We start from the raw sequence: 26,172 nt of genomic DNA, 5'->3' as shown, positions 1-26,172 counted from the left end.
CTTTGGGATTTTCACGCTTGATTGCGCTTATGAATTACTTTCACGGCGCAGTTCCTATCCCCCTACAAATGCAAGATTCCCTATTTTCTGCTGCCTAGAGTGACAGAAGAGCGATATCTTCAATTAAACACTATCCAACTTCCACTTTTTCAACGCTAAACCGTAATATTACTGAGATTTAATAAAAGATGGATTGGCGTACATACTGCTAAATCCCTTACCTGCCTGTAGCTTAGACAACACTTCACTAAGTCTTTGTTATTTGCTAGGAAAAGATGAATTTTCTGTAAAGACTCTCCGGAGAGTCAGTATTTCCCCTAGGGATTGCTTAGGATATAGCGGAAGCACTCCTAAGAAGCTGGGTATTTTTACTTAATTTTTGGCTTATATCTACAAAACGAGCAAGAAACTGATTTCCACAAGTTACGTGTTTTTACGAGAACCTTAAATTTTCATCTACAAAATTAGATGGCTTGTGATTCTGAAAAGCGTGCAGAGGCTAATCAAAAGAACATAGAGCCTTTTGAAACTGGGTTTAAGTACTTGATATTTGTGGATTGGAAGAGGATATAGGAAAATCTATATGCCAAAAACTGGGACTCAGGCTAAAACTAATACTAAACTAAATAGCCGAGGTTCCTACTCCTGGGAACTTCCTCCAACTTGGCTACAATTTTTAGTCATCAGCGTACTGGTTTTAGGCATATTTTTTCGATTTGCAAATTTGGATCGAAAAGTTTACCAACACGACGAAGCTTTTACCTCAATGCGGATTTCTGGCTATTCCAAACCAGAAGTGCAACAGCAACTTTTTGATGGTCGTGTCATCAGTGTTGAAGACTTACAAAGGTATCAGCGTCCCAATCCAGAAAAAGACTTAATCGATACCATGCAGGTGCTAGCGCAATACCCAGAACATCCGCCGCTATATTACGTGATGGCACGATTTTGGGTGCAGTGTTTTGGCAGCTCGGTGGCAGTGACAAGAAGTTTGGGTGCCCTAATTAGTTTACTAGCGTTTCCTGGCATTTATTGGCTGTGCAGAGAATTATTTGAGTCATCGTTGACGGGATGGATAGCGATCGCTATCATCGCTATTTCACCTTTACACGTACTGTACGCGCAGGAAGCGCGGCAGTATAGCTTGTGGACGGCAATTGTCTTGCTATCGAGTGCAGCACTGCTACGAGCTATCCGGGTTAAAACTAAGCTAAGTTGGGCGATCTATGCAGTTACTGCGGCATTGGGACTCTATTCAAACTTATTTTTTGGGCTGACTTTAATCGGTCATGGGATTTATGCCATTTTAACTAAAGCCCATCGAGAAAATAAAACAGTTATTGCTTATTTACTGGCATCGATAGCAGCATTTCTAACTTTCGTACCCTGGGTTTGGGTGGTTTTGAGTAGCGATCGCATCATTGACAGAGTGGCATCAGCTCCAAAACCACCCAATTTATTTACTTTAGTTAAATGGTGGACTCGGAATCTCAGCAACATTTTCTTAGATGTAGATCCTAGCGGTTACTGGTTCGATCCGATTGGTTATGACGATCCTTTTTCTATTCCTCTTAGTTTAATCTTAGTTGGTTATTCGATTTATTTTCTCTATCGCCATACCCCAGCGAAAATTTGGCTATTTATTTTTACTTTTACTGGGATTGCGGTTATCCCCCTCATGCTACGAGACTTAATGACTGGGGGATTTTTATCTACAGCACCGCGATATTTGATCCCATCTTATTTAGGAATCCAGATAGCTGTTGCTTACCTCCTGGCTAGTAAAATTACTTGGAATTTCAATTCCATCCGGCAACAAAAACTGTGGCAGTTTGTGATAGTTGTTCTACTTTCGTGCGGAGTTTTGTCCTGTGCAATCAGCTTTCCAGCAGACGTATGGTGGAACAAGTTTATGGACACTTATAATCCTCAAGTGGCTCGCATCGTTAACCAAGCTTCTCATCCACTTGTGATTAGCGATACTAAGATTCCGGGAAGTGTATTATCTCTCAGCCGCCTACTCAGTCCGAAAGTACAGCTACAGTTGGTGAGCCAACCAAAAACATTTCTAGCTGCTGATGGTTTCAGCGAGATATTTTTATTTGATTCCTCAGATACTTTACGAAACCAACTTGAGAAAACACAGGGTTACAACTTAAAAATAGCTTTCAAAGGCTACAAGTTTGAACTTTGGGAAGCAGAAAAATAGCGGAGGCAATCCTATTTTATGCCTAAACAAGAATTTGTGAATAATTGGTAATTGGGGATTAGGATAAAACTCAATAATCTATTCCTTATTCAGTAAACGGACGAACTAAATTATTTATAGCCTGAAGAAAGTGTTTGTCGTTCTACCTTAAACCCTTGTCAATGTTGCATTTTTTACCTCAAGAGCGCCGACAAGATAACTAGCGATCGCAAACTCCAACGCCGCTATCCTCATGCTCAAACTTTAAGCGATAGCCTTTGTCGTAGACGCTGTAAATCACTTGTCCGCCCATCTCCCATTTTTGCCAGTCGCCGTTCTTAACCTTGACTTAGTCCAAAAGGAAGATTAAGTCAAGAAAGAAGATTAGTAAATATTGAAGCAAAGGATTCAATACGCCAGTTTTTTAGCGCGTCTTATGCAAACTATTTACGGAAATCTTCAAGGATTACAATCGAGCCATATCAAGCAACTACAGCGGCTTTACGAACAGCGCCAACCAAGCGATCGCCTGACGACTCCGGAATTCGCTCAAGCGCTAGCCGAAATTAGTACGTCCATTCATCACCCTGTATGCTGTTACATCAATCGACGTGGACACCCAATCCGAATCGCCGTCGGTACTCCCAGCCAAACGCAAATTCCGCCCCAAGAGTTGCCCCGGCATAAGGGCGAACACTTGAGTGGAATTCGCTGTCTTGCCACTCAACTCAAATCCGATCCACCAGATACAGCGGCACTCAGGGCAATGGCACAGCAGCGCCTAGACGCCTTAGCAGTGTTAGTTCCAAAGGGCGATGGAGCGCGACGAAATGGTGAAGCCGCAGGCGATGTCAAGGAAGCTTATCTGGCTCACCTGGTTCCCGAAGCAGAAAAGCCCTGGGTTATTTCTCGTCCCCTTAGCTTAGATGACCTGACAGAGCAAGGCTTTGACGACTTAGTAGATGAATGGGAGAGTGAGTTCTCCGAGTCAGGCTTTGAAACATCGCAATTCCACGAGAATAACTCAAAAGGCGATCGCGTTCTGCTGGTTGGGTTGATGACAGAAGACGTCTCTCCCCAGCGGTTTCAAGATGGTCTGGAGGAACTCGTTCGCTTGGTTGAAAGTGCCGGAGGACAGGTATTAGAGACAATGCAACAAAAGCGATCGCGTCCTCATCCTCAAACGGTCGTTGGTCATGGAAAAGTTGAAGAAATTGCACAACGCGCTCATCAACTGGGAGCCAATATCATTGTCTTTGACCGAGATATCTCTCCCTCTCAAGCTCGTAACCTAGAAACCGAGATCGGTATCCCTGTCGTAGACCGGACTGAAGTAATTCTCGATATCTTCGCTCAACGCGCTCAATCCCAAGCGGGTAAATTGCAAGTGGAATTGGCGCAACTGGAATATATGCTGCCTCGACTGAGGGGTCGGGGTCGGGAAATGTCCAGACTAGGAGCCGGGATTGGTACGAGAGGACCGGGTGAAACCAAACTAGAAACAGAGCGGCGAACCATTCAGCGCCGAATTGCCCAACTCCAGCAGGAAGTCAACCAATTACAAGCGCATCGCTCCCGGATTAGACAACAACGGCAAGAGCAAGAAATTCCCTCGATTGCCGTGGTTGGTTATACCAACGCTGGGAAGTCCACCCTGCTGAACGTGTTAACCCACGCCGAAGTTTATACGGCAGATCAACTATTTGCCACCCTCGACCCCACAACTCGAAAGCTAGTCATTACAAACCCCGAAACCCAAGAGCGGCGGACGATTCTTCTGACAGACACGGTCGGGTTTATTCACGAACTCCCGCCACCGCTCATGGATGCCTTCCGAGCCACCCTGGAGGAAGTAACGGAGGCGAATGCCATGCTTCATGTCGTCGATCTATCCCATCCCGCTTGGGAAAGCCACATCCAGTCGGTCATGGAAGTGCTTGGAGAAATGCCTGCCCTTCCAGGTAAAGCTTTGATTGCCTTTAACAAGGTCGATCAAGTAGATAGCGAAACGCTAGCCTTCGCTCAACAACAGTATCCCGAAGCTGTGTTTATTTCAGCTACTCAACGCTTAGGTTTGGAGACCCTACGCCAGCGGATGGTGCAACTGGTTGATGAAGCAGTTTCACAACCGCACTAATAAAAATGTGACAAGAAGCCAGTAATTACGGTGTCTATTTTTGGCAATGTCCCCCCCTTAAAAAGGGGTTATAAGCATTTTCCCCCTTTTTAAGGGGGATTCGGGGTTCCCTCTGGGGAGAGGGGGGATCGAGTGTATAGGACACCCAGTTAAGTCAAGAACCAGCAAGCTAAGCAAACAAGAATTCACACACTATTTGCAATGATGAACAATCCAATAACGTGGAAGTACGTATTTCAAACCAAAGCTATCATTAACTGGGTCGAATCTGTAGCTTTGTTGTTATCTGACCAATGGATTCGCCAAATCCTGGGTCAAGAACCGCTCACCAATCCTGAATATTTACATCTGTTTGGCGCATTGGTATTTACAATCGGGATTGGTTATTGGTGGGTTGGTAAGGATATCTCTCGAAATCACGATCTTATAAGATTTGGAATTTGCGCCCAAGTTTCTGTCTTTATCGTTTTGGCTTATCACACCTTGATCGGTGGTCTTCACCCATTTTATTTAGTTCCGGGTGTCATTGACCTTACCTTTGCGATTCTCTTTAGTTTATTTCTCTCCTCTTATGAGCGGATTAAACCAGCTTTAGAGTAATTAGAGTCGAGTATATGCAACTTAGAACCCCACCCCTACCCGTGAAGGGGGAGGGAGAAATCTTACCTTCCTATGTCAACGGGAAATTATAGCAATCATAAATGATTCCTGAACGCAAGATACCCGACTTCTTGGAGAAGTCGGGTATCTGATCTCGCATCTGACAACTCAAATAGGAGAGAACGCAACATGACACAAAAACATGGCCCTTGGACAATCCAAGAAACAAATCGAAAGTACCAAAATTCATTTATCAATGTTCGTGAAGACCAAGTTCTCCAACCTGATGGACAACCGGGTACGTATGCTACCGTCACAATGAAATCTGGCGTTGCTATTTTGCCAATAGATAGCGATCGCGTAGTCTATCTTACCCGGCAATTTCGTTATGCGCTTGGCAAAGAAAGCATTGAAGTTGTCGCTGGTGGTGTTGAAGAGGATGAACCGCACCTAGAATCTGCACAACGAGAAATTGAAGAGGAACTGGGAATTAAAGCCTCAGAATGGCTCGATCTCGGAGTTTTTGATTTAGATACATCAATTGTCTGTTGTCCGGTGCGTCTATTTCTAGCAAAGCAATTAACATTCACCCAATCCCATCAAGAAGGAACGGAAACGATAGAAACAGTTCGGATTCCCTTCAGTGAAGCGGTGCAAATGGTCATGGATAGCGTAATCACACACGCGCCAAGCTGTGTGCTGATTCTGAAAGCGAATAAGGTACTTGGCGAATAATAGGCGATCGCGCTGACACTGGCTAAACATATCACCACAAACTTTGGAACTTATGAATAAGTCTCACGGTTGGGACGCACTCAAACTAAGCTAATGGCAAATGTGGCTGGCAAATGTGACTCGCAATAGTGGCTATGACTTTGGTTTCGGCTTCCTTTTCAAGCACTTTTAGTCACTCGGGCTTGGTGATTTGCAAGAGATAATGATTTAGTTCAAATGGAACAACTGAATGAGTGAAGAACAAGAGCAGGAATCTCAACCTTTTACGGCAGCTCCGCTGCTGCAAATTGGTACTAGCGGTTGGGTTTATAAGCACTGGATGAACATTTTCTATCCAGCGCAGATGCCTGGAAGCCAACAACTACCATTTTACGCACAGCACTTTCCAACTGTAGAAATCAACTTTTCTTTCTATCGTCTGCCAGAGCGGTCTGTATTTGAAACGTGGCGAGAACAAACACCTGAAGGGTTTCTTTTTGCTGTGAAAGGTAGCCGTTACCTTACCCACATGAAAAAGTTAAAAGAGCCATCTGAGCCGCTATCTCGCTTAATGGAACGAGCGGGGGGTTTGCAAGAAAAATTAGGCCCAATTCTGTTCCAATTTCCTCATACCTGGCCCCTGAATATCGAGCGACTTCAGCCGTTTTTAGAATTACTTTCTTCCTATCCAGAACAACGTTATACATTTGAATTTCGGCACCAAAGTTGGCTAATTCCACAGGTATACGAACAATTAGAACGTGCGGGTGCAGCCCTTTGTTTGCCCGTCAGCCCCACGGTTCCGCTAGATATTCGTTTGACTGCACCCTGGACTTATATTCGCATGCACAGCGGGCAAAGGGGCGTTGGCTACAGCGATGAAGAATTGTCTACCTGGGCTTCCCATATCCGCTCATTTCTTCAACAAAAGATTGACGTGTACGTGTATTTCAACAACGACCCAGATGGTCATGCTATCCACGATGCTGAACGCCTGAAAGCATTACTGTCCATGAATTGTTCAACGTTTTAGTGATGAGGAAAAGCAAATAATACCTGGCGATTGGAAATCGCGGCTACACAAACAAAGTCCGCCTGCGCGGACTATTGAACTCTGCTTCTGTCAGGTTTAGCGTGTAAGGACGCGATCGCTCGTTTTCTGTGATGCAGGGAAATTGTTAGCGCTGGCTGTGTCGTGGGAATACTGAGAAAGAATGCGATCGCTCGTTTCCTCTGATGCAGCGAAATTGTTAGCGCTGGCTGTGTCGTGGGAATACTGAGAAAGAATGCGATCACGCCTCTAAAGTTTTAGCAACCAGGAGAAAATCATGAGTTTGACAGTTACAGCAACGTTTATGCTTGCTGACTGGATCGCCAAGGGACTTGCAGATGGAACCTTTGAGCGCGTTGGGGGTGTAATTCGGGAAGTGGGGACGAAATACGTTGTTACCTGGATACACCAAATGGGAGGAAATCCTTCTCAAATACCAACACCGACTGGTTCTTCTCCCAATTTACTCAACCTTATTTTTTCAGGGATAAATCTAGCTGATTCAGTTGCTAATGCGGCTGTTACAGGTAAAGGATTAGCTGATGTTAACCAGCGTTTAGGTGGAATTGGGCAACAAGTAGTAAATATTCAGCAGGGTTTGCACCAGACTCAAGGAATTTTGCAAGTGACTTCTGCTGCTAGCGTACTAAATCTAGGTGTCTCAGTGATGGGATTTGCTGTATTAAACCAGCGTCTCAATGAACTGGAACAACGGCTAAAACAGAGTGAGGAACTGCTAAACAAAATTAATCGCAAAATTGACATTGGATATTATGCTAATTTCAAAGCTGCTATTGGTCTGGCGATGAATGCCTTTACGATGACCAGAGTGGAAAACAGAGAACGGATGGCGATTGAAGCTATAAACCGTTTTCTAGAAGCTGAACATATTTACGCTGACTACACAGACAAAGAACTTGAGCAAGGTAGCCAGATCGCTGATGAATATCTTTTGACCTTATCTCTAGCTTATATTGCTGAAGCCCGTTGTCATCTTGAGTTAGGAGAACCCGAAACAGCACTTAATCGCTTCCAAGAAGGCGCGAAAGTTCTTCGTTCTCGTATTCATAAATATGTTGAGCTTCTACTTACTTCTAACCCAGCAGCTTACTTACAGCCTCAGTTCAAAGGTCAGATAGATTTGCGGCGACTAACCCGAATTTACCAGTGGATCGATCCAGCTTTGGATGAAAATGCTGTGTTTGAGCTTCAACGTGAGAATTTGCTCAAGATGGCCCAAGAACCTAATAAATGGGCTGAATCGTTACCAGCGGCAATTCTAACTCGCGTTAATGTTAAAGGAGGTATGTTTGGTCGCAGTAAGGGAGATTTGAAGCGAGAGGCTGATAACCATCTTCCCCAAGTGCTGGAAGCCATAGAATCTATGGTAGAAACTAATCGCCGTTTTGAAGCGTATCAGACAGAAGTACAAGCGATCGCACAATTGGGAATTACCTTCCATGACTGGCTGAAATTAACTCCCTCCATAGACTCTAAACCCGACGGTGCAGAATTAATGTACATCATTCCATCCCAGCCGTTAGAGTTGCAATTCTCTGTTTAAAGTGGTTTCTCTTCCAGAAAAGAATAGCCAGCAAATATCGCCTGACAATCTCTTCCCAAGCGCAGGCGATATGCTGATCATTAAAATTTAAAAGTAAAAAAAGCTAATCCGTGATTATTGCGCGTAACCAATAAGAAGATAAATGTCAAGATAGCACCAGAAAAAATAGCCCATAAAACATATCGATTTTTTCGATTCAACCAACTAAAGAAGAATACTAAAAGGAGAAAAAGAATAGTAGTAGCAATTCTTTGTAAGTTTCTTAAATCCCAAGCTATCAAGGGGTCTTCCAAATCTCCAAGCATCATATAAAATAGCTCCTTGTAATTTAGGCTTATTCTAAGCAATATCAATAGACAGCTCAACAGCTAAACACATAGTTTTGTGTAGACGATACCAAGCGATCGCTACTGTTAGGAAAGCGAATATAGACAATGGTGTTGAAATACTACTAATGATAGTTGACAAATATCAAAAGATTGCCTTTTGAATATCACCACTGAAAGTTAGAAAGCAAGTCAGAAAGCCGCCTTAGCCGCCATCTCCAAAGCGATAGCCTTTGCCATAGACAGTGTGAATCAAAGTTGTCTCTCCAGATGCCTCAATTTTGCGCCGCAAAAGGCGAATCAAAGCGGCTAAAACGTTACTGCTGGGTTGTTCGTCTGGGTTCCACAAATGTTGATGAATTTGGGCGTGAGTGAGCAACTGCCCCGCGTGACGCATAAAATATTCCAGCAGCTGAGTTTCTTTCTCCGATAACTCAATGGTGCGTCCGTGACGATAAGCTAGCTGGTTTTCACAATCTAGTTCTAAATCTCCAATCTGAAGTAAGTGAGGATGGTAGTGCGCTTCTATCGTCGCGCTAGCAGGCGCATCAGTCGCGGAACGACGCAGCAAGGCGCGGACTCGTGCGAGTAACTCTCGCAATTCAAACGGCTTCACTAGGTAGTCATCCGCACCGGCGTCCAAACCCAGCACGCGGTCGTCTAGGGTATCTTTGGCAGTGAGAAAGAGGACGGGTGTAGCATCTTTGCGCGATCGCATCTGCTGACAAATTTCCAACCCGCTGATCTGCGGCAGCATCCAATCCAAAATCAGCAAGTCATAGCCTCCTTGCAGCGCCATCTGGTTGCCAGACGCCCCATCATAAGCCAACTCAACGCTGTAGCCTTCACGACTTAGCACGCGACTCAGCGGTTCAGTCAGCTCAACTTCATCATCCACCAAGAGAATTCGCATCACAAAAGTTATGAATTATGAGGTATGAGTTATGAGTTACCTTGTGACATCCAGAACTCAATACTTAACACTCAGAACTCTATTCTATGCTTACCGTTGCATTGCCCAAAGGCGCTCTCTTATCTGATAGCATTCGTCTACTGCAAAGTGTCGGACTCGACTTTAGCGCCTTTAAAGATTCTGGCAACCGCCAACTGCAAATACAAGACCCCACCGGCACCGCCCAAGCCCTACTGGTAAGGGCGCAAGATGTCCCAGTTTATGTGGAATATGGGCAAGCACATTTAGGGATAGTCGGTTACGATGTTCTGCGGGAGAAAAACCCCCAGGTTGCTCATCTAGCTGACCTCCGATTTGGTTCTTGTCGGCTGTCAGTGGCGGTAAAGTCTTCTAGCCTTTATCGGTCAGTCTTACAACTGCCGCCCCACGGTCGAGTCGCGTCTAAGTTTGTTCACTGTGCCTACGAATACTTTGAAAGCTTAGATTTACCCGTAGAAATTGTGCCTTTGTCTGGTTCCGTAGAACTAGGGCCGATTACCGGGATGTCCGAGGCGATTGTGGATTTAGTTTCCACAGGTCGCACCCTGAGCGAAAATGGCTTGATCGAGATTGATACACTATTTGAAAGTACAGCGCGGTTAATTGCCCACCCTCGGAGTTATCGCCTGAATACGGGCGATATCCATCAATGGGTCGAAGATATCAGAAGCGCTGTTCTAATTAACTGCTAGCGCAAGGCGATCAAATGGACGAAACAATTAGGATTTGCTCGGTTGATAAAAATGCTTGGAGTTCAGTTGTGCAAGGTTTTGACCCGAATATTCTCCAAGATGTGCTAGAAGTATATGGCGCTGATGGCGAGAAAGTCGGAACTCTGTGCGAATCGGTAGATGGCAAATCCTACATCAATGGGCAACCTGAAACAGCTTACCTATCTCTACAGGCAGCTGCTACAGCACTGGTGAAAGGGGAACAATGAAATAAGTAGAAAGAAGATAGTGGCAGCATGACTCAATCCCCGCTTCTGACGGAAACTAAAGAGCGATCGCGCGTTCGTGAAAGCGACTGGCGACTCTTCCTGCGCTTAGTCCCCTACGCGCGCAAAAGCAGTCGTCTGCTGATAATTTCCATCCTGTTGTTGGTGCCGCTGTCAGTCGCCGGGGCAATTCAACCGATCATCGTGGGGCAAGCAATTTCGCTGATTCGCGGGGAAGAAGTCTGGTCTTTTCTTCAAGGTAAAGGCTTGTTGGAAGGAATCAATCTTCTCGCCGTTTTACTGCTGCTAACGATGATCGTTCGGATGGTGTTCACCGCCGCCCAAGGTTACACCGTGCAGAAGGTGGGGCAGCAAATTACCGCCGAGATTCGCACTGATTTATTTCATCATGTCACTTCCTTGGCGGTGCGATTTTTTGACCGCACCCCTGTAGGACGATTGATTACCCGCCTCACCAGCGATGTCGAAGCCCTGGGGGATGTCTTTTCCACAGGTGCGATTGGCATTGTCAGCGATCTGGTGTCGATTTTAGCGATCGCTGTCACCATGTTTTTGCTGCAATGGCAGCTGGCATTGATGCTGACACTGATGTTGGTGCCAGTCACGGCTTTGATTATTTACTTCCAACAGCAGTATCGCAAAGCCAATTACAAAGCCAGAGAAGAACTGTCTGCACTCAACTCAACGCTGCAAGAAAACATCGTAGGGGTGAACGTCGTGCAGCTATTCCGGCGAGAGAAATTCAACTCAGAACTGTTTCGGGTGACGAATCAGCGGTACATCGAGGAAGTGGATAAAACCATTTTTCACGACTCAGCCGTATCAGCCACCTTGGAGTGGATTGCACTGGTAGCGATCGCGGGCGTACTCTGGTTAGGTGGACAAATGATTATGGGCAAAGCCCTCAGTTTTGGCACCCTCTCTGCCTTTATCCTGTATGCCCAGCGTCTCTTCGATCCCTTGCGACAATTTGCTGAAAAATTCACCTCCCTGCAATCTGGTTTCACCGCCGTCGAACGCATCACCGATATTCTCAACGAACCAATTGAAATCCGCGATCCTGAAGGGACACAAAAACAGCTTATAGACAGGGGAATTATCCCGTCTGTAGCAGAGGAACCCAGGAGAATTTCCCATTCCCCATCCCCAACCGCCAAAGGTGAAATTCGCTTTGAAAATGTCTCCTTTGCCTATAAAAATGATGAATACGTCCTCAAAGACCTAAACTTCACCATCCATCCCGGCGAAAAAGTCGCTCTCGTTGGTCCCACGGGTGCTGGTAAAAGTTCGATTATTCGCCTGCTGTGTCGCCTTTACGAAACCACCGAAGGTCGCATTTTCCTCGATGCTGTCAATGTCCGGGACTTACCCCAAAGAGAACTGCGGGAACACCTAGGCGTCATCCTTCAAGATGGCTTTCTGTTTGCCGGTGACGTGAAGAGCAACATTACTCTAGGAGATACTTACTCCTTTGAAGAAATTCGACAAGCCGCCGAAAAAACCAATGTTGCCAGTTTTATCGAACAACTGCCTCAAGGCTACGATACCCAACTTAGAGAACGAGGCACTAATATCTCTAGCGGACAAAAGCAACTCTTAGCATTTGCCCGTGCTGCTATCCGCAATCCCCGTATTTTAGTGCTAGATGAAGCAACAGCCAGTCTAGACGTAGGTACAGAAGCCTTAATTCAAGATGCCCTCGACAAATTGCTGGAGGGACGCACCGCTATTATCATCGCGCACCGTCTCTCAACCATCCGCAATGTAGACCGGATTTTGGTGCTGAAGCGAGGGCAACTGGTAGAGTCGGGCAGCCACGATCAATTGTTGCGCCAAGGCGGACTCTACGCCAGTTTGTATCAGTTGCAAATGTTAGGCACTTAAGCAGACAAAAGTAAAAAGGCAAAAGAAAGATTCTTGTCTCTTTCTTTTGCCTTTTACTTAATTAAACAAATGTGCCATTTGACTGCTTGCGGCGAATGCCAATCACTGAAGGACGTGGTGGTCCTTGAGGATTTCCCTCAATATTGCTAGGCCAATTACTGCCCCGAGGAACCGTGCGCTGTTGGTTGAATAGAGTGCCATTCAAGTCCAGCATCTCAATCGTTCGGCTCAGTGTTTGCTGAGGGGTAAATGGACAATCTTCACCGGGGTGCTGCACCGAAAGAATCAACGTATCGCCGATAAAAGTCGGCCCCGTCAACTCGCAACGTGGAGGACCGTAGGCAAAGGGGACGATTTCTCCGGCATTCGGGCCAGTGGTGGGAATGAAAAAGAGCCAGTTATTGCCAAAAACCCCAATCAGGTTAGAAGTTTGAACATTGAGATTAGAATCATCCACACTAGGAGAGTTAGAACCCACTACCCTGTGGTCTATCGCTAATGGCGTTGCGGCAGCACCAACATCGAAACCATTGTGAGCGCTAGTAGACATATCCGTGACGCCCCAAATATTTCCTTGGGGGTCAAATGCCAAGTTATCTACATTGGCAAAACCCGAACCCGGTTCTGCCCCTGCCTCCCCACCTTTGGCAAATCGCTGCCAGCGGAAAGTTGTACCCGTGCCATCCGAGCTGTTTTCCATAATTTTGAACAGTTCGCCCGAAGGTTGTCCGGCGTTGACAGCAGGGCTGTACTTAGAAACCACAAAGATTCGAGAATCGGGGTAGCCATCACTTCCCGCCGCACCATCCGTGTAGGCAATAAATACATCCTTAGTACGGGGATGAACTTCAATATCTTCGGGACGTGCGGTAGGCGTTCCCCCAACTAAGTTGGCGGCTAAGAAGGCATCCACAAGGACAGCCCCTTGGCTGGTATAGAAGTTAGACAGCTTCTTACCTTGATAACCTGCCAGCGCTGTGGCTTCATTGGTGGTGTCTAAGTTGAATGCACCGCCATCTGTCGTTTGAGCTGCAACACCGTTCCGTTTGGGTAGTTTAATCAAGGCATTCCGGCTTGCTTTGCCCAAAGCGGCAATTTCTTTTGAGCCAAGGACAGATGGCGGAATCGGATTGGTAGTAGCATTCAAATCTAGGGGAATCCATGTTCCTGTCCCGTCAGGATTGTAACGAGCGACGTATAGCGTCCCCTCTTCAAATAAAGCGCTGTTGTTCTTGCTATTCGGGGAAGAAACTGTGCCTTTGCTGATAAATTTCCAGGTGTGTCCGCCGCGTCGGTCATCACCCATGTAGGCAACTAATTTTTTCCCAGCTTCCACCCGCATAGCAATGTTTTCATGACGGTAACGACCTAATGCGGTGTGCTTGCGCGGGCGAAAATTCGGGTTACTAGGATCAATTTCCACCATCCAGCCGTATTTTTCCCCGACTAAACCAAATTTTTCCCCACTGGTACCGGCGGTGTAGCTAGTCTGAGTACCATCAGATTTTACAGATTCTGTGACTCCTACAAAAAAGGCTGTGCTTGCCTGAAAGTTTTCTTCCGCTGAGAGGATGGTTCCCCAGGGAGTAGTGCCGCCAGAGCAGTTGTAGGCAGTGCCAATGATTTTGTTACCCAGCCCATCTACGCTGAGAGGAAATACTTGGGTGGCAGCGGGTCCCGTACTCAACAGGTAGTTTTGATCGCCTTTCTGGTAGCTCTTGGAACCCCAAGAAGTAATAGTTTTATACTGATCGGAACGCTGGCTGTTAATCCCTAAACCGGAAAGACCATGAAGGCGTCGATTGTTGGGATCTTTAACAATCGAATAGCGTCCGGCGCGATTTTGGCGTGCCATCCGCAGAACCGAACCGCCCATGTTGTACATGATTTCGCCCAACAGGAAAAGATCGGTTTTGTCACCCGGTAAACTCTGCCCAACGACTAAGGGATAAGACTCAGGTAATCCTGCTAAATCCTCTGGGACTTCAGGGAGTGTAAAAGTAAACGGGTAGGAGACATACTCGTGATTTACCCAAAGGTAGCCGTCGTTGGGATTTCTGCCATCCAGGGGAACAAAGCCGGTGTAGTCGTTGTTGTAGCCAAAGTATTCTTCTGGGTTGGGATAAACGCGATCGCCCCAACGTACAATCACATAACGTTCGTACTCTGGGGGCACCACTACATCATCAACGATGTTGTAGGTGCTTAACCGAGTATCGGTAGAAGCATTAATTACGCTTCCTTGATAATTAATGGCTGTGGCGTAGAAGCTTTTTTGCTCTTGATAAATCGGTAAAGGATGCGGCAATCGCACTGGGGTAAATTTCAGTGGTAGAACCGCTTGGGCAACGTTAGGATTGCTGCCAAAATGCTGTCTCCCCAAAGTAGGAGCTAGTACAGCAGTACCCGCACTCGCCCCAAAAAAAATTAGTAGCTGCCTCCGACTGAACTTAGACATTAAATTCCTCTCTTTTTGCGATCGCAATAATCAAAAATTTTGAGTCATTATTTGACAGGAATTTAGCCGAGCTAACCTCTATAAAGCTTAAACAGTCAACCAAAAATGCTGCGACAGCTAAGCCACAGCATTCATGTCAACGGCTAGTCAACGCAGCATTACCTCAAGCCATCGGCATAAGTATCTATACCTGTAGCATCCTGCCTGCTTTTTGTTCTCTTTAGTCGAATGGGCGGCTCCCTCATACTCGACTTCCACCGCCAAATCTGAGTGTTTCTACGCACCCTCTGGAATACTACTGACGTAGAATTAAGCTTCTTTAATCTCTGGGTTAATAAAAGATTAATAAAATATAAATTTATCAAGAAGTTGTCAATAAGATTGTTAAGCCAAATTTTAGCAGGTCTTATTCCTCTATTAATGTTCGCTTAACCAAAAATGCTTTTAATAGAGATATCAGTGAAAATACTTAAAAAGCTAAACTAAGCCTGCTTTTAAAAATTAGCAAAACTTTAAAAATGACCTTTTTGGCAAAAAAAATTAGGAGTTAACTTAATGATAAAAACAATTAGTCTTGCAGCACTGGCTATCAGTGTAAGTGTAGTTTTTCCATCTACAGTAAAGGCTGCTGTTCTGAATAAAGGATTTGAACAAGGGTTTCAGAGTTGGAAAGCCCTAGGCGATTATCGAATAGAAACTTCAGATTTTGGAATTAAGCCATTCCAAGGAAAAAACCAGGCTTTTCTCTCAACTGCATACCAAGAAACTTTTAGTCTCGACAATAATTCTAATCCGATTATTGGCGGTAATGCTGCTCCCGTCACTTTCATTTCTGGCTTTGCTGAAGAAGAAACTTTAGAAGGATTCTTGGGTTTCTCAACTTTCTTGGGCGATCAATCTTTATACGCTATAGCTACCGCAGAGCCGATTGAGGGATCTGCCATTAAGCAAACTTTTAAAGGCAGTGCTGGGCAAAAGTTATCTTTTTCTTGGAACTTCCTCACGAATGAGGCTGTTGAGCAATCTGCGGTTGATGACTTTACCTATCCTGATTTTAATGACTTTGCTTTTGTAAGTCTTCAGTCAGATTCTGGTACTCAATTCTTTAATTTAGCGGATACGATTTCAAAATTCAGTAACTCTTCAAGTGTCTTTAATAAAGAAACTGGATGGCAAGCTTTTTCTTATATTCTTCCAGCCTCAGGGGAATATACTTTAGGGATTGGGGTTGTGGATGTTGGGGATGGAACACGGATTTCTGCCTTAGTGGTTGATGAGGCAGAGGCAGCAGTTGTTCCTGAAAATACTCCTACATTGGGTATACTTCTTTTTGGAACTTTAGCAGCAGTAACCAGGTTAAAGGGTAGAAAGAAAAATTCAGGTTTGTTGTCTTAAAAAAATTATTTTAGCGTTTTTTATACTTAGAGACGCAATGAATAATTTTCGGTTACTGCTGTAATTCTTAGATTCTCCCAAAACTCCATTAATTAGAATAGGAGCTTAAAAAAAGCTTAAGCGTAGCAGTAAAAAAGCAGATAGATATTGAAAAAACTCTTTTTTACTTTTTTTGCGCCTTGTTAAGGCAATATTGGAAAATGCTGAAGTTTTTTTAATCTTAACGAAGTGTATTAAAGGCGCAATTATTGCGCCTTTATCTGTATATTTAACTGTATATTAATCATCCCGGAAACCTGGATCGTCTTCGGGTCTGAGGGTTGGTGTAGGAGGAATTGGAGATGAGAAGGAATCAGATGAATTATAAAAGCCTAGTAGCAATCCAGAATTATCAAAATATCGAATCCAACGATCAATTTTAGGTTCTGTTTGCCAATCAGAACGATACACTTTTGAAAATAGAAGCGGGGCTACTTGTCCTTTGACATCACCGAAAATTCTGATATAAATTTGTGTAACCTCCGGATTTTGTGCGAATCCCTGCTCAACAGAATTGCTAGCAATCGATTCTGCTTGCTCAAGCACGTCTTCAAAACTTTGATTGGTGTTCGGGCTAAAAATTAGATCGATTTGTTGGCGTTCCGGTTGTTGAGTTGTAAACTCCTGGATTTGAGAGAAAACAGGGGGAGCGATCGCGCTCAATCCTGTAAAAATTAAAAATGTGGCTGAAACGATGCCGCGATGGATACCCATTGCTGTTACTCGTTAAAATTTTATCGCTTTATTCCTTCTACTGAAAGTCCTTTTTGACACAGCTTATCTTTGCGATCGCACTTCAGCACTAACAGACTAACACTCGTAGAATTAATCAGCCACTAAGCTAAGGTTAATTCTCAGTAAAGACGAAAAATAGAAGCGGGTAGTTAGGTATAGTGAATTTAAGTAAAAATCTTCTCCAATGGAGCCTAACTGTGCTGCTGAATGGGAATTGCGATCGCAAACTCTGTACCTTGCCCCGGTTCGGAAAGGCAGTGCAATTGACCTCCGTGTTTTTCTACCACAATTTGATAGCTGATCGATAAACCTAACCCCGTACCTTTGCCTACGGGTTTGGTTGTAAAAAAGGGATTGAATAGCTGTTTTTGCATGGCTTCCGTCATCCCTAGACCGTTATCGGCAATGCTAATTAATACCCGATCGGAGTTGACAACAGAGGTGCGAATGCAAATTTTAGGGATGTAGGACTTAGTATTTTCTTCCCCACGCTCTATTCTCTCTTCTAAGGCATCGATTGCATTCGTCAGTAGATTCATAAAGACTTGATTCAATTGTCCGGCATAGCATTCTACCTGCGGCAAGTCGCCGTATTTCTTTATTAGTTGAATGCCAGGATGGTCAGGTTTTGTCTTCAGGCGATTTTGTAGAATCAGGAGACTGCTCTCAATCCCTTCATGAACATCAACCGCCTTCATTTCTGCTTCATCCAGGCGGGAGAAGTTCCGCAGCGATAAGACAATCTGACGAATACGCTCAGCACCTACTTTCATGGAAGTTAGCATCTTAGGAAGGTCTTCGATCAGAAAATCTAGATCGATAGCCGCCATTTCATCTTGAATCTCAGGGACTGGATGGAAATAGTGCTGTTGGTAGAGCTGTAGTAGATTCAGGAGGTCTTTGGTGTATTCGTCTGTGTGAGCTAAGTTGCCATAGATAAAGTTAACGGGATTATTAATTTCATGGGCAATACCGGCAACCAACTGCCCTAAACTCGACATTTTTTCTGTCTGTACCAGTTGAGCTTGGGTTTGTTGGAGTTCGGAGAGGGTTTGTTCGAGTTTGGCGGCTTGTTCTTGGAATTGTTTGGCAGTGGTGCGGGTGGCGGCGTAGAGTTCGGCTTGGTTAATTGCGATCGCAAGTTGGTCGGTTACAGCGTGCAGCAGTTCGACTTCCCAATCACTCCAAGGTCTGGGTGCAGAACTCTGGCAACAACTCAGGATACCAATGGTACCCGATCGAGTTTGAATGGGCAGCACCAAGATAGAGGCGAAGCCCATCGAACGCAGAAATCTACGCCACAGGCGATCGCTAGCGTATGCCACGCTTCGCGGCTTCTCGCTTGGCTGAGCTGCGCTTCGCGGCTTCTGGCTCAGTTTCTCGATATCATCTATCCGCAGCATTTCCAGGTTCAAAAGTTTTTGCCCCATCGATCCGACAGCAGCAATCGGGTAATAACCTCTGAGATCGGAAAGCTCCGAATTGCGAGCTTCCTTGACAATTGCCCAACCGGGTTCCTCTCTGTCAGGGTAATACCAGGCAAAATGACACCGCTCAATCTGCAACAAATTGCGGATCTCTTGCACGGTTGTTTCCAAAACTTTGTCTAAGTTAAGACTGTTACGGATTTGGCTAGCGAGACGGTTGAGCAAGTTTTCCCGCCTTGCTTGCTCTCTTAGCCGCGCCTCACTTTCGCGCAGTGCTTCTTCCGCCTGTCGGCGATCGGTGATATCCGTAATCATCGCAAAGGCTCCAGCATAATTCCCTGCTGAGTCGAAGATGGGAGAGGTCGAAACAATTGCCCATCGAAACGAGCCATCTTTGCGACATAATTTAAAATCAATCTTGGCCTCGATACCTTGGCGGCGAAGCTCGACTTGGCGAGCCGCGATCGCTTTCCCTTCATCATCCATGAAATCAAATAGCGACTTACCCTGCATCTCCTCAATGCTGTAGCCAAGCATTTCTGCCAGTGTGCGATTGACAAAAATCGTCTTGTTTTCAGCGTCGATCACCCAAATTCCTTCTAAGGCAGTCTCAATAAAGTGACGATAACGCTCTTCGGATTCTCGTAGCGCCTCCTCAGCAGCTTTACGCTCGGTGATATCCCGCGAGACGCCGACTAGACCTATGACATTTCCAGAAGGATCGCGCAAAACGCTTTTTGTAGAGAGATAAATCTTGGTGATTCCCATGATGGTGACAACTTCCTCAACCATTTCCGGTTCACCCGATGTCATAACGCGGCGGTCAGTTTCGTTTATCTGACGGGCAATCTCAGGCGGCAACAACTCGGTATTATCCTTGCCGATAATTTCCTCTACCTGCCGATTGAAAATCGTGCCAACACCTGAATTCGCCATCACCACCCGGCATTGTAGATCTTTGACAAAGATGGCATCGGGTGTTCCTTCAATAACTGCCTGCAAGAGGCTATAGCTCTGTTCGAGCGCCACCTCGGTACGCTGGCGCTCTAGCATTTCTTCCTGCAATTGCTCGTTGGCTTTCCTAAGTTCAGCCGTCCGCTCTTCGACCCTGATTTCTAGCTCAGCCTTTGCCTTTTTTAGGGCTTGCTCTGCCTGGTGACGCTCGGTAATGTCAATCCCCGTACCGATGATCTACTTGACCCCACCAGAGGAGTCAAGCAGCGCCGTATTCGACCAAGCAATCAAACGGCGATCGCGATCGCGCGTTAACCAATAGTTGTCATATTGGTTTGGAAACTGACCCGCTTGAAGATTTTTGAAGACCGCTTTGACAGATTCCACTTCTTCTGGCAGCAGAAATAAATCCCAGAATGGTCTGCCTTTGACTTCCTCCGCCGAGTAAGCAGTGGTTTGCTGGCAAGCTTGATTAAAAACGACAATTCGCCCCTGGGTATCGAGAACCACTACCAAAGTTGCTGCTGTATCTAGAACAGCGGCGACGAAGTTGCGCTCGTCCGGCAACACTTCCTCGGCGTTGAAGGTTACACGACTTTCTGACATATTTTTTGAGATGCTTATTCAGAATTTGTTGATTCTACATGATGGTGCTATTGGTTCAGATTCTTCAGCTACAAAAATTTGGATTAAAACTGTTTAACCAAGACTTGTGTTTGTGGGAAGCAAATTACAGCAGGCGAATCTTAATTTGACTTGGCTAGAACCGATTTCGCAGACAAACCTGACTGCTTAATCGGAAGGTAAATTGCAAATTCTGTTCCTTCATCCATCTGGGAACTCACCATAATTTTTCCATGATGCTTTTCCATAATTTGATAGGAAATTGAAAGTCCTAAGCCAGTTCCCTTTCCGACATCTTTAGTTGTAAAAAACGGGTCAAATATTTTCTCTAGAATTGGTTGTGGAATTCCAGAACCATTATCCCGAATTCTCACGATTATCTGATTTTTTCCTAATACTTGGCTAGAAATAACAATTTGTTTATCTTCCCGCTCTTTCTGAGCCAGCAGTGCATCAATCGCATTACTCAGGATATTCATAAATACTTGATTGAGCTGTGCAGGATAACACTCAACAAGAGGTAACTTGCCATAGTGTTTAATCACATTAATCTCTTTTTTGAGACGGTTATTTAAAATTAACAGCGTATTGTCCATGCCTTCGTGGAGATCAACGGCTTTCATCTCCGCTTCATCAAGACGCGAGAAGTTCCGTAAGGATAAGACTAGCTCGCGAATTCGCTGCGTCCCTATCTTCATAGAAGACAGCATTTTGGGTAGGTCTTGAGCGATAAATTCTAGGTCAATTTTCTCTACAAAACTCTGAATTTTAGGCGCGGGATTAGAATATTGTTGCTGATAAAGTTTCACTAAGTTAAGTAAGTCTTGAACGTAGTCGTTCGTGTGTTGCAGATTGCCGTGGATAAAGTTAACCGGGTTATTAAATTCGTGGGCAATGCCAGCAACCATCTGACCGAGGCTGGACATTTTTTCGGCTTGAATCAGCTGAGTTTGAGTTTCTTTGAGTTCTTGCAATGTTTGTTCCAGTTGCAAGGCTTTATCTTGGGCAAGATGGGCGGAATTACTAGCGTCGGCGTAGAGTTCAGCTTGGTTAATTGCGATCGCCATCTGATTAGCGATCGCGCAAAGCAGTGCCACATCAGCATCCGTCCAAGGTTTTGCTTCTTGGATGCGATTACAAATTATCAAGCCAATCCTACCGAATTGTGTTTGAAGTGGTAGCCCCAACACAGAAGCCGCACCCGTTGTCAATAACAGCTGCTGTAACGGCAGATCGTTGTTTAGAGTCTTGACATCATCGACGCGAACAATTTCTTGGCGCAGGATTTTCTCAGTAAAGGCACCAAAGGCTTCATCCGGGAAAAAACCCACCCAACTACGAAGATCGGTCTTTTTGCCTTCCTTCACCGCTTCCCAACTAACAGGCTCCATGTCAGGACGGTACCAGGAAAAGATGCACGTATCTAGGTGTAACCGATGATAGATTTCATGAACAGCCGTCTCTAGAATGGTATCCAGTTCTAAAGAGTTACGGATCTGGCTAGCTAAATGATTGAAAAGTTCTTCTTGAGCCGCCAGTTCTCGGAACCGGGCTTCCGATAGCCGCAACGCTTCTTCAGTGGCTTTGCGATCGGTGATGTCGGAGCAGATTGCTAAATACTGGAAAGGGTTTCCTCGCTCGTCCATAACAGGAACGATGGCAGTATCAACCCAGTAATAAGTTTCATCTTTAGCTCTGTTCTTAATTTGACCTCTCCAAACCTTGCCGCTAGAAATTGTTGACCAAAGCTTGCTAAAAAATTCTTGTGGATGATAACCAGAATTAAGAATTCGATGGTCTTGTCCTATCAGTTCTTTTGGGGAATATTTGGATATTTCACAAAATTTATCGTTGACATAGTTAATCATTCCTCTTCGATCGGTAATAGCAACAATCGCCGCCTGATCTAAGGCAAATTTGACGTCTGACAAATCTTTGAGCGATCTTTGGAGTGCTTCCTCTGCCTGCTTGCGTTTAATCCCTATGGCAATTTCATCTGCGGCAAATTCTAGCGCCTTGAAAATAGATTCGCTCAAGGTATGGCGGGTAAACATGGCAATCACCCCTACGAGCTGACCTTCGATTGTTAAGGGATAGCCAGCAAAAGCAACCATTCCCTCTCGCTTCGCCCAATCTTTATCGCTAACACGAGGATCGTCGAGGACAGAATTCGTTAAGTGTGGTTTTCGCTCTTGGGCAATCAGACCGATTTTGAATTGTCCGACTTTAACGCGGCGATGATTGCCGTTTAGGTGAGTGTATATCCCTGCACTAGCTTGCAGTTCCAGTATGTTCTCCTCGGCATTGAGCATCCAAATGCGGGCGAATGCTGCATCCAGGTGTTTAACCACAGCCAAGACGCAGCGTTGCAGGATGCCTTGTAAAGAGTCGCTTTGGGTGAGGGCAGATCCAATATCAGCACGAAATGCGGCTAGTCTAGCTCGCTCTGCTAGGGCTTTCTCAGCAGCTTTCCGCTCAGTGATGTCGTGGAAGTAGACAGAAAGCCCCTCTTCACTGGGGTAGGCACGGACTTCAACCCAGATATCAAGAGCTGGGTAAAATTCTTCAAACGTGATAGAGACTTGTTCAGCAGCACTCTGGTGATATTGATTGTAAAAATTTGACCCAATTGCAGCGGGAAACCGATCCCAAATATTCGTGCCCAGAAGTTCGGACCGGGTTCTCTGTAAAAGTAGCTCCGCTTGCTTGTTGATATAGGTGAACTGCCACTGATGGTTGAGGGCATAAAAAGCATCCGTGATGCTTTCAAGAACCTTGAAGACTCGCCGGTTTGATGAGTGTAATGCCTCTTCTGTTTGCTTGCGATCGCTAATATCAAAGATTGCCCCGTTTAGACACAGAAGCTGTCCGGTGGAATTGAATATGCCCTGACCTTTCTCGTAGACCCATCGGATACTTCCATCGGCTCGAATGATTCGGTACTCAATGATAAAAGGCTGTTTTTTCTGCACAGCCTCTTGGATAAGCCTGTCCACTATCGCGGTATCTTCAGGATGAATAATACTGGCAAAACTGCGAACTTGATTGTGAATAAAGTCTCCAGGCGGATAACCAGAAATTTCTGCGATCGCATCGCTGATAAACTCCATCTTCCAGTCGTCATCGCAGCTACACCGATAGATGGCACCTGGAATATTAGCAACCAAAGCTCTGAATTGCTGCTCGCTTTCCTGCCGTGCTGTTTCGGCGTGTATGCGATCGCTAATGTCACGGGCAACCGCATAGATTAAACCTTCTGGAGCAAAGGGGACGCACGTCCACTCCAGCCATTTATAGGAACCGTCTTTACAGCCGTAGCGGTTTATAAAGGAGCTAACCATGACTCCGCTAGCAAGTTTCCTTGCCTCAGCAATGCTGGTTGCTCGATCTTCAGGATGAATAAAATTCAACAATGGCTTTGCTAAAATTTCTTCGCCAGTGTAGCCAAGTGTTGTTTCAAAAGCTGGGTTTATCTGCTTAAAATAGCCGTCAAACCCGACGACACAAAGCATATCGAATGAAAGGTTGAAGAAGCGATGAAGCTGTGCTTGGGTTTGCTTCAGTTCCTGGGTGTGGGTGCCGACGCTGCGGATTAGCTGGTTGAGGGAGGTTGTCAGGCGTCCAACTTCATCCTCGGTAATTACGGGTGCCTGGAGAGTAAAATTTGCTTGTTCGGTAACTTGCTGAGCAATTTGAGTTGCAGTTTCCAGAGGATGCGCGATCGCTCGACTGGAATAGCGGGCGATTATCGCGGCGATCGCCATTGACAGCAACATACTGGTAACAATTATCTGGATTCGCAGTTTCTCTACCTGCTGTAAAGCGATCGCTGTTTCTTCCTCATCGTGATTAGCAACCTCAATCAATTTTGTTAAATCATCTGAGAGACTATCAAACTTAAGCGCCTCCTGAGTATTGGTAAAATTCAGCAAGGAATTTTGGATTATTAGAACTGTTTCAGGCTGTAACCCACCATCTTTATCAATTTTATTTAAGATTACATTTAGGTTTTGGCTATAAACTTCTACAGTTCCGTCGTAAGTTTTCAACCAATTTTCGACTTCTGCAATCTCTTGAGCTGAATGCTTGAATAATTGAGATTCATTACCAAATAATTTTACTTGTGAATAAAGTTTTTTAACCTTTTCAATTTTCTCTACTAAGCGCAAAACTTCGCGTTGAAACTCTTTTGGTTTTCCTAGCCGATAAATTAACTGCTGCTGCTGGTTTCTTGCTTCTAGTACAGCAATTTTCAAACTATTCAAAAGATAAGCTTCTTGCTGTGCATATTTGAGTTGCTGGGACATCTGTCGCTGGTAATATTCGCCAACGAGCAGCCCTGCACTCGCCCCCAAAGTTGCTATTCCAATGGCAACTGCATATCCATAACCAATTTTCTGCCGGATACTTAAGCGACGGATTAGCTGTTTTAGCCAATTATTCGGAGGTCTTTTAGAATGGTTTTCCGGAACAAATACAGGATCTAATTTTATTTCCTCTTCAGACACTTTTGGCTTGAAAGACTGCATCAACAGAAAACCTCCGTAACTACCCTTAATTTAGGCAATTCGTAAAATACTCATTTTTGCCTGAGAAGCTTCGTTTATTTATAAAAAGTTAGTAATATAAAGTTTTGATGAAGCGAATCAACGCTGTATACCTACGCACAAATAAAGTTAATAAATAGGGTGATACTGATAATGACAAGTATGAATATTTAAAATCATCAAACTAAAAGGGTCTAATTGGAATCAGCAAAATAGCTGAATCTTAATATTTATCAAAAACCCACTGTGCGCTCTCAGGAAAATTACGACACAGAAGCGTGCAGGACGTTGCTAGAGAGCTTGGCGATCCGATAAGCTTTTGCAAAATGCCTCTGAACTGAGTGCGCTGCACCCAGACCTGTCAATGACTAATACTCCTTCACTGATAAGCCAAGATGCTGGGACGACAGGAGCGATCGCTTCTACCGACACATCCATTTGGCCTAACCTGCTACAACAGCTACTCGATCGGCAATCCCTGCCTCATGACCAAGCCGCCTCTCTCATGCAGGCATGGTTAAACGAGGAAATTCCACCAGTGCTATCGGGGGCAATTTTAGCCGCCCTGCAAGCAAAGGGGGTTTCGGCAGACGAACTCGCTGGGATGGCTCAGGTGTTGCAGTCTCAATCCTCCCCACTCAGTCCACTCGCCGAGAAGGCGAAGCGCCCACAATCCCCAATCCTCACTCCAGTCATTGACACCTGTGGAACTGGAGGAGATGGGGCATCAACCTTTAATATCTCTACCGCCGTCGCCTTTGTAGCCGCTGCTGCTGGCGTCTCAGTCGCCAAACATGGCAATCGCTCAGCTTCGAGCAAAGTTGGATCGGCGGATGTCTTAGAAGCGCTGGGAGTTAACCTAAACGCCAGCAGTGAGAAAGCACAAGCCGCACTAGAGGAAGTCGGGATTACCTTTTTATTTGCACCCGGTTGGCACCCAGCGCTCAAAGCGGTGGCATCGCTGCGGCGAACCTTGAAAGTGCGGACGGTCTTTAATTTATTAGGCCCATTAGTAAATCCGTTACGCCCTACCGGGCAGATCATTGGGGTGTGCGATCCTAACTTGGTCGTAACGATTGCCCATGCTTTAGGACAGTTAGGAACTCAGCAGGCAATTGTTCTGCACGGACGAGAGAAACTGGATGAAGCTGGATTAGCAGACGCGACAGATTTAGCAGTGCTGTCTGGTGGTGAGGTACAACTGACAACGCTGCATCCCCACGAATTAGGCTTGACACCAGCACCCACCACGTCGATTCGGGGTGGAGATGTTGAGGAAAATGCCGAAATTTTGCGCGATGTCCTTCAAGGAAAAGGAACATCTGCACAGCAAGATGTAGTGGCTTTGAATGCGGCGTTGGCACTCCAAGTTGGCGGCGCGATCGCAATGGGTAGCCATGCGGAGGGCATTACAATGGCTAGAGAAATCTTGAGTAGCGGTACTGCCTGGTCGAAGTTGGAGCAGTTAGTTGAGTTTCTGAAAAATTAGCCATTCGCTCATGTTTTTTTGAATGGGCGATGTTTATACAGTAGGTCTCCCGATAGTAGGGGCATGGCAATGTCATGCCCCTACTATCCAATACACCCAACCTTGAAATTGCTATCGTCGCCCCTTCAAT

Annotated in this window: 18 protein-coding genes; 11 read left to right on the top strand and 7 right to left on the bottom strand. The window is 45.3% G+C overall.

The window, feature by feature from the left end; translation table 11 throughout:
- Positions 1-583: 583 nt before the first annotated feature.
- From NDI44_RS24300 to NDI44_RS24280, 5 genes are all read left to right on the top strand, one after another.
- Entirely contained in the window at positions 584-2,209 is a 1,626-nt protein-coding gene (locus tag NDI44_RS24300) for a glycosyltransferase family 39 protein (RefSeq protein WP_190414815.1), read from the top strand.
- A 415-nt stretch (positions 2,210-2,624) separates the two neighbouring features.
- Positions 2,625-4,325 carry a GTPase HflX gene (gene hflX / locus NDI44_RS24295; RefSeq protein ID WP_190414814.1) on the top strand — a complete coding sequence of 567 codons (1,701 nt, stop codon included), beginning with the start codon at positions 2,625-2,627 and terminating at the stop codon, positions 4,323-4,325.
- A gap of 201 nt (positions 4,326-4,526) precedes the next feature.
- Positions 4,527-4,925 (top strand): hypothetical protein, encoded by a 399-nt coding sequence (locus NDI44_RS24290; protein WP_242029033.1) that lies wholly within the window; start codon positions 4,527-4,529, stop codon positions 4,923-4,925.
- Positions 4,926-5,114: 189 nt separating this feature from the next.
- Entirely contained in the window at positions 5,115-5,660 is a 546-nt protein-coding gene (locus tag NDI44_RS24285; RefSeq protein WP_190414813.1) for an NUDIX hydrolase, read from the top strand.
- A gap of 229 nt (positions 5,661-5,889) precedes the next feature.
- The gene (locus NDI44_RS24280) at positions 5,890-6,672 is read left to right on the top strand and encodes a DUF72 domain-containing protein (protein ID WP_190414812.1); all 783 of its coding nucleotides are present in this window, start codon (positions 5,890-5,892) and stop codon (positions 6,670-6,672) included.
- A 71-nt stretch (positions 6,673-6,743) separates the two neighbouring features.
- Here NDI44_RS24280 and NDI44_RS24275 read toward each other — a convergent pair whose 3' ends face one another.
- A complete protein-coding gene (locus NDI44_RS24275; protein WP_190414811.1) occupies positions 6,744-6,935 on the bottom strand; it encodes a hypothetical protein in 192 nt (63 codons plus the stop codon).
- Positions 6,936-6,967: 32 nt separating this feature from the next.
- Here NDI44_RS24275 and NDI44_RS24270 point away from each other — a divergent pair, with 32 nt between their 5' ends.
- Positions 6,968-8,254, top strand: a complete 1,287-nt coding sequence (locus tag NDI44_RS24270; RefSeq protein ID WP_190414810.1) for a hypothetical protein — start codon at positions 6,968-6,970, stop codon at positions 8,252-8,254.
- A gap of 531 nt (positions 8,255-8,785) precedes the next feature.
- Here the strand turns inward: NDI44_RS24270 and rppA are convergent.
- The gene (gene rppA, locus NDI44_RS24265) at positions 8,786-9,493 is read right to left on the bottom strand and encodes a two-component system response regulator RppA (RefSeq protein WP_190414809.1); all 708 of its coding nucleotides are present in this window, start codon (positions 9,491-9,493) and stop codon (positions 8,786-8,788) included.
- A gap of 86 nt (positions 9,494-9,579) precedes the next feature.
- Here rppA and hisG point away from each other — a divergent pair, with 86 nt between their 5' ends.
- The 3 genes from hisG to NDI44_RS24250 are packed head-to-tail and all read left to right on the top strand — an operon-like array spanning position 9,580 to position 12,374.
- Complete coding sequence (hisG, locus tag NDI44_RS24260) at positions 9,580-10,224, top strand: ATP phosphoribosyltransferase (RefSeq protein WP_190414808.1); 645 nt, start codon at positions 9,580-9,582, stop codon at positions 10,222-10,224.
- 14 nt (positions 10,225-10,238) lie between these two features.
- Positions 10,239-10,472 (top strand): hypothetical protein, encoded by a 234-nt coding sequence (locus NDI44_RS24255; RefSeq protein WP_190414807.1) that lies wholly within the window; start codon positions 10,239-10,241, stop codon positions 10,470-10,472.
- A gap of 27 nt (positions 10,473-10,499) precedes the next feature.
- Positions 10,500-12,374, top strand: coding sequence for an ABC transporter ATP-binding protein (locus NDI44_RS24250; protein WP_190414806.1), 1,875 nt, complete (start codon positions 10,500-10,502; stop codon positions 12,372-12,374).
- 61 nt (positions 12,375-12,435) lie between these two features.
- Here NDI44_RS24250 and NDI44_RS24245 read toward each other — a convergent pair whose 3' ends face one another.
- Positions 12,436-14,832, bottom strand: coding sequence for a PhoX family phosphatase (locus NDI44_RS24245; protein ID WP_190414805.1), 2,397 nt, complete (start codon positions 14,830-14,832; stop codon positions 12,436-12,438).
- 555 nt (positions 14,833-15,387) lie between these two features.
- Between NDI44_RS24245 and NDI44_RS24240 the strand changes: the two genes are divergently transcribed.
- Entirely contained in the window at positions 15,388-16,227 is an 840-nt protein-coding gene (locus tag NDI44_RS24240) for a hypothetical protein (RefSeq protein WP_190414804.1), read from the top strand.
- A 279-nt stretch (positions 16,228-16,506) separates the two neighbouring features.
- Here the strand turns inward: NDI44_RS24240 and NDI44_RS24235 are convergent, their stop codons facing one another.
- From NDI44_RS24235 to NDI44_RS24220, 4 genes are all read right to left on the bottom strand, one after another.
- A complete protein-coding gene (locus NDI44_RS24235; RefSeq protein WP_190414803.1) occupies positions 16,507-16,980 on the bottom strand; it encodes a hypothetical protein in 474 nt (157 codons plus the stop codon).
- 212 nt (positions 16,981-17,192) lie between these two features.
- A complete protein-coding gene (locus NDI44_RS24230) occupies positions 17,193-19,481 on the bottom strand; it encodes a PAS domain S-box protein (RefSeq protein ID WP_190414802.1) in 2,289 nt (762 codons plus the stop codon).
- A gap of 138 nt (positions 19,482-19,619) precedes the next feature.
- Entirely contained in the window at positions 19,620-19,988 is a 369-nt protein-coding gene (locus NDI44_RS24225) for a PAS domain-containing protein (RefSeq protein WP_190414801.1), read from the bottom strand.
- 140 nt (positions 19,989-20,128) lie between these two features.
- On the bottom strand, positions 20,129-24,535 hold the full coding sequence (locus NDI44_RS24220; protein WP_190414800.1) for a PAS domain S-box protein: 4,407 nt from the start codon (positions 24,533-24,535) through the stop codon (positions 20,129-20,131).
- A 382-nt stretch (positions 24,536-24,917) separates the two neighbouring features.
- Here NDI44_RS24220 and trpD point away from each other — a divergent pair, with 382 nt between their 5' ends.
- The gene (gene trpD / locus NDI44_RS24215) at positions 24,918-26,042 is read left to right on the top strand and encodes an anthranilate phosphoribosyltransferase (RefSeq protein ID WP_190414799.1); all 1,125 of its coding nucleotides are present in this window, start codon (positions 24,918-24,920) and stop codon (positions 26,040-26,042) included.
- The last annotated feature ends 130 nt before the right edge of the window (positions 26,043-26,172 follow it).

Source organism: Trichocoleus sp. DQ-A3 (assembly GCF_039961975.1).
GTDB lineage: Bacteria > Cyanobacteriota > Cyanobacteriia > Cyanobacteriales > FACHB-T130 > FACHB-T130.
Note: the sequence above shows the minus strand (reverse complement) of the source record. Positions and strands in the feature narration are given on the sequence as shown.

What these genes read in the sequence shown, in the direction of transcription:
- NDI44_RS24235 (WP_190414803.1), bottom strand. Translation starts at nt 16,980, where the DNA reads ATGGGTATCCATCGCGGCATCGTTTCAGCCACATTTTTAATTTTTACA.
- hflX (WP_190414814.1), top strand. Translation starts at nt 2,625, where the DNA reads ATGCAAACTATTTACGGAAATCTTCAAGGATTACAATCGAGCCATATC.
- NDI44_RS24285 (WP_190414813.1), top strand. Translation starts at nt 5,115, where the DNA reads ATGACACAAAAACATGGCCCTTGGACAATCCAAGAAACAAATCGAAAG.
- NDI44_RS24250 (WP_190414806.1), top strand. Translation starts at nt 10,500, where the DNA reads ATGACTCAATCCCCGCTTCTGACGGAAACTAAAGAGCGATCGCGCGTT.
- NDI44_RS24300 (WP_190414815.1), top strand. Translation starts at nt 584, where the DNA reads ATGCCAAAAACTGGGACTCAGGCTAAAACTAATACTAAACTAAATAGC.
- NDI44_RS24220 (WP_190414800.1), bottom strand. Translation starts at nt 24,535, where the DNA reads ATGCAGTCTTTCAAGCCAAAAGTGTCTGAAGAGGAAATAAAATTAGAT.
- hisG (WP_190414808.1), top strand. Translation starts at nt 9,580, where the DNA reads ATGCTTACCGTTGCATTGCCCAAAGGCGCTCTCTTATCTGATAGCATT.
- NDI44_RS24225 (WP_190414801.1), bottom strand. Translation starts at nt 19,988, where the DNA reads ATGTCAGAAAGTCGTGTAACCTTCAACGCCGAGGAAGTGTTGCCGGAC.
- NDI44_RS24255 (WP_190414807.1), top strand. Translation starts at nt 10,239, where the DNA reads ATGGACGAAACAATTAGGATTTGCTCGGTTGATAAAAATGCTTGGAGT.
- trpD (WP_190414799.1), top strand. Translation starts at nt 24,918, where the DNA reads ATGACTAATACTCCTTCACTGATAAGCCAAGATGCTGGGACGACAGGA.
- NDI44_RS24280 (WP_190414812.1), top strand. Translation starts at nt 5,890, where the DNA reads ATGAGTGAAGAACAAGAGCAGGAATCTCAACCTTTTACGGCAGCTCCG.
- NDI44_RS24245 (WP_190414805.1), bottom strand. Translation starts at nt 14,832, where the DNA reads ATGTCTAAGTTCAGTCGGAGGCAGCTACTAATTTTTTTTGGGGCGAGT.
- rppA (WP_190414809.1), bottom strand. Translation starts at nt 9,493, where the DNA reads ATGCGAATTCTCTTGGTGGATGATGAAGTTGAGCTGACTGAACCGCTG.
- NDI44_RS24270 (WP_190414810.1), top strand. Translation starts at nt 6,968, where the DNA reads ATGAGTTTGACAGTTACAGCAACGTTTATGCTTGCTGACTGGATCGCC.
- NDI44_RS24240 (WP_190414804.1), top strand. Translation starts at nt 15,388, where the DNA reads ATGATAAAAACAATTAGTCTTGCAGCACTGGCTATCAGTGTAAGTGTA.
- NDI44_RS24230 (WP_190414802.1), bottom strand. Translation starts at nt 19,481, where the DNA reads ATGCTAGAGCGCCAGCGTACCGAGGTGGCGCTCGAACAGAGCTATAGC.
- NDI44_RS24290 (WP_242029033.1), top strand. Translation starts at nt 4,527, where the DNA reads ATGATGAACAATCCAATAACGTGGAAGTACGTATTTCAAACCAAAGCT.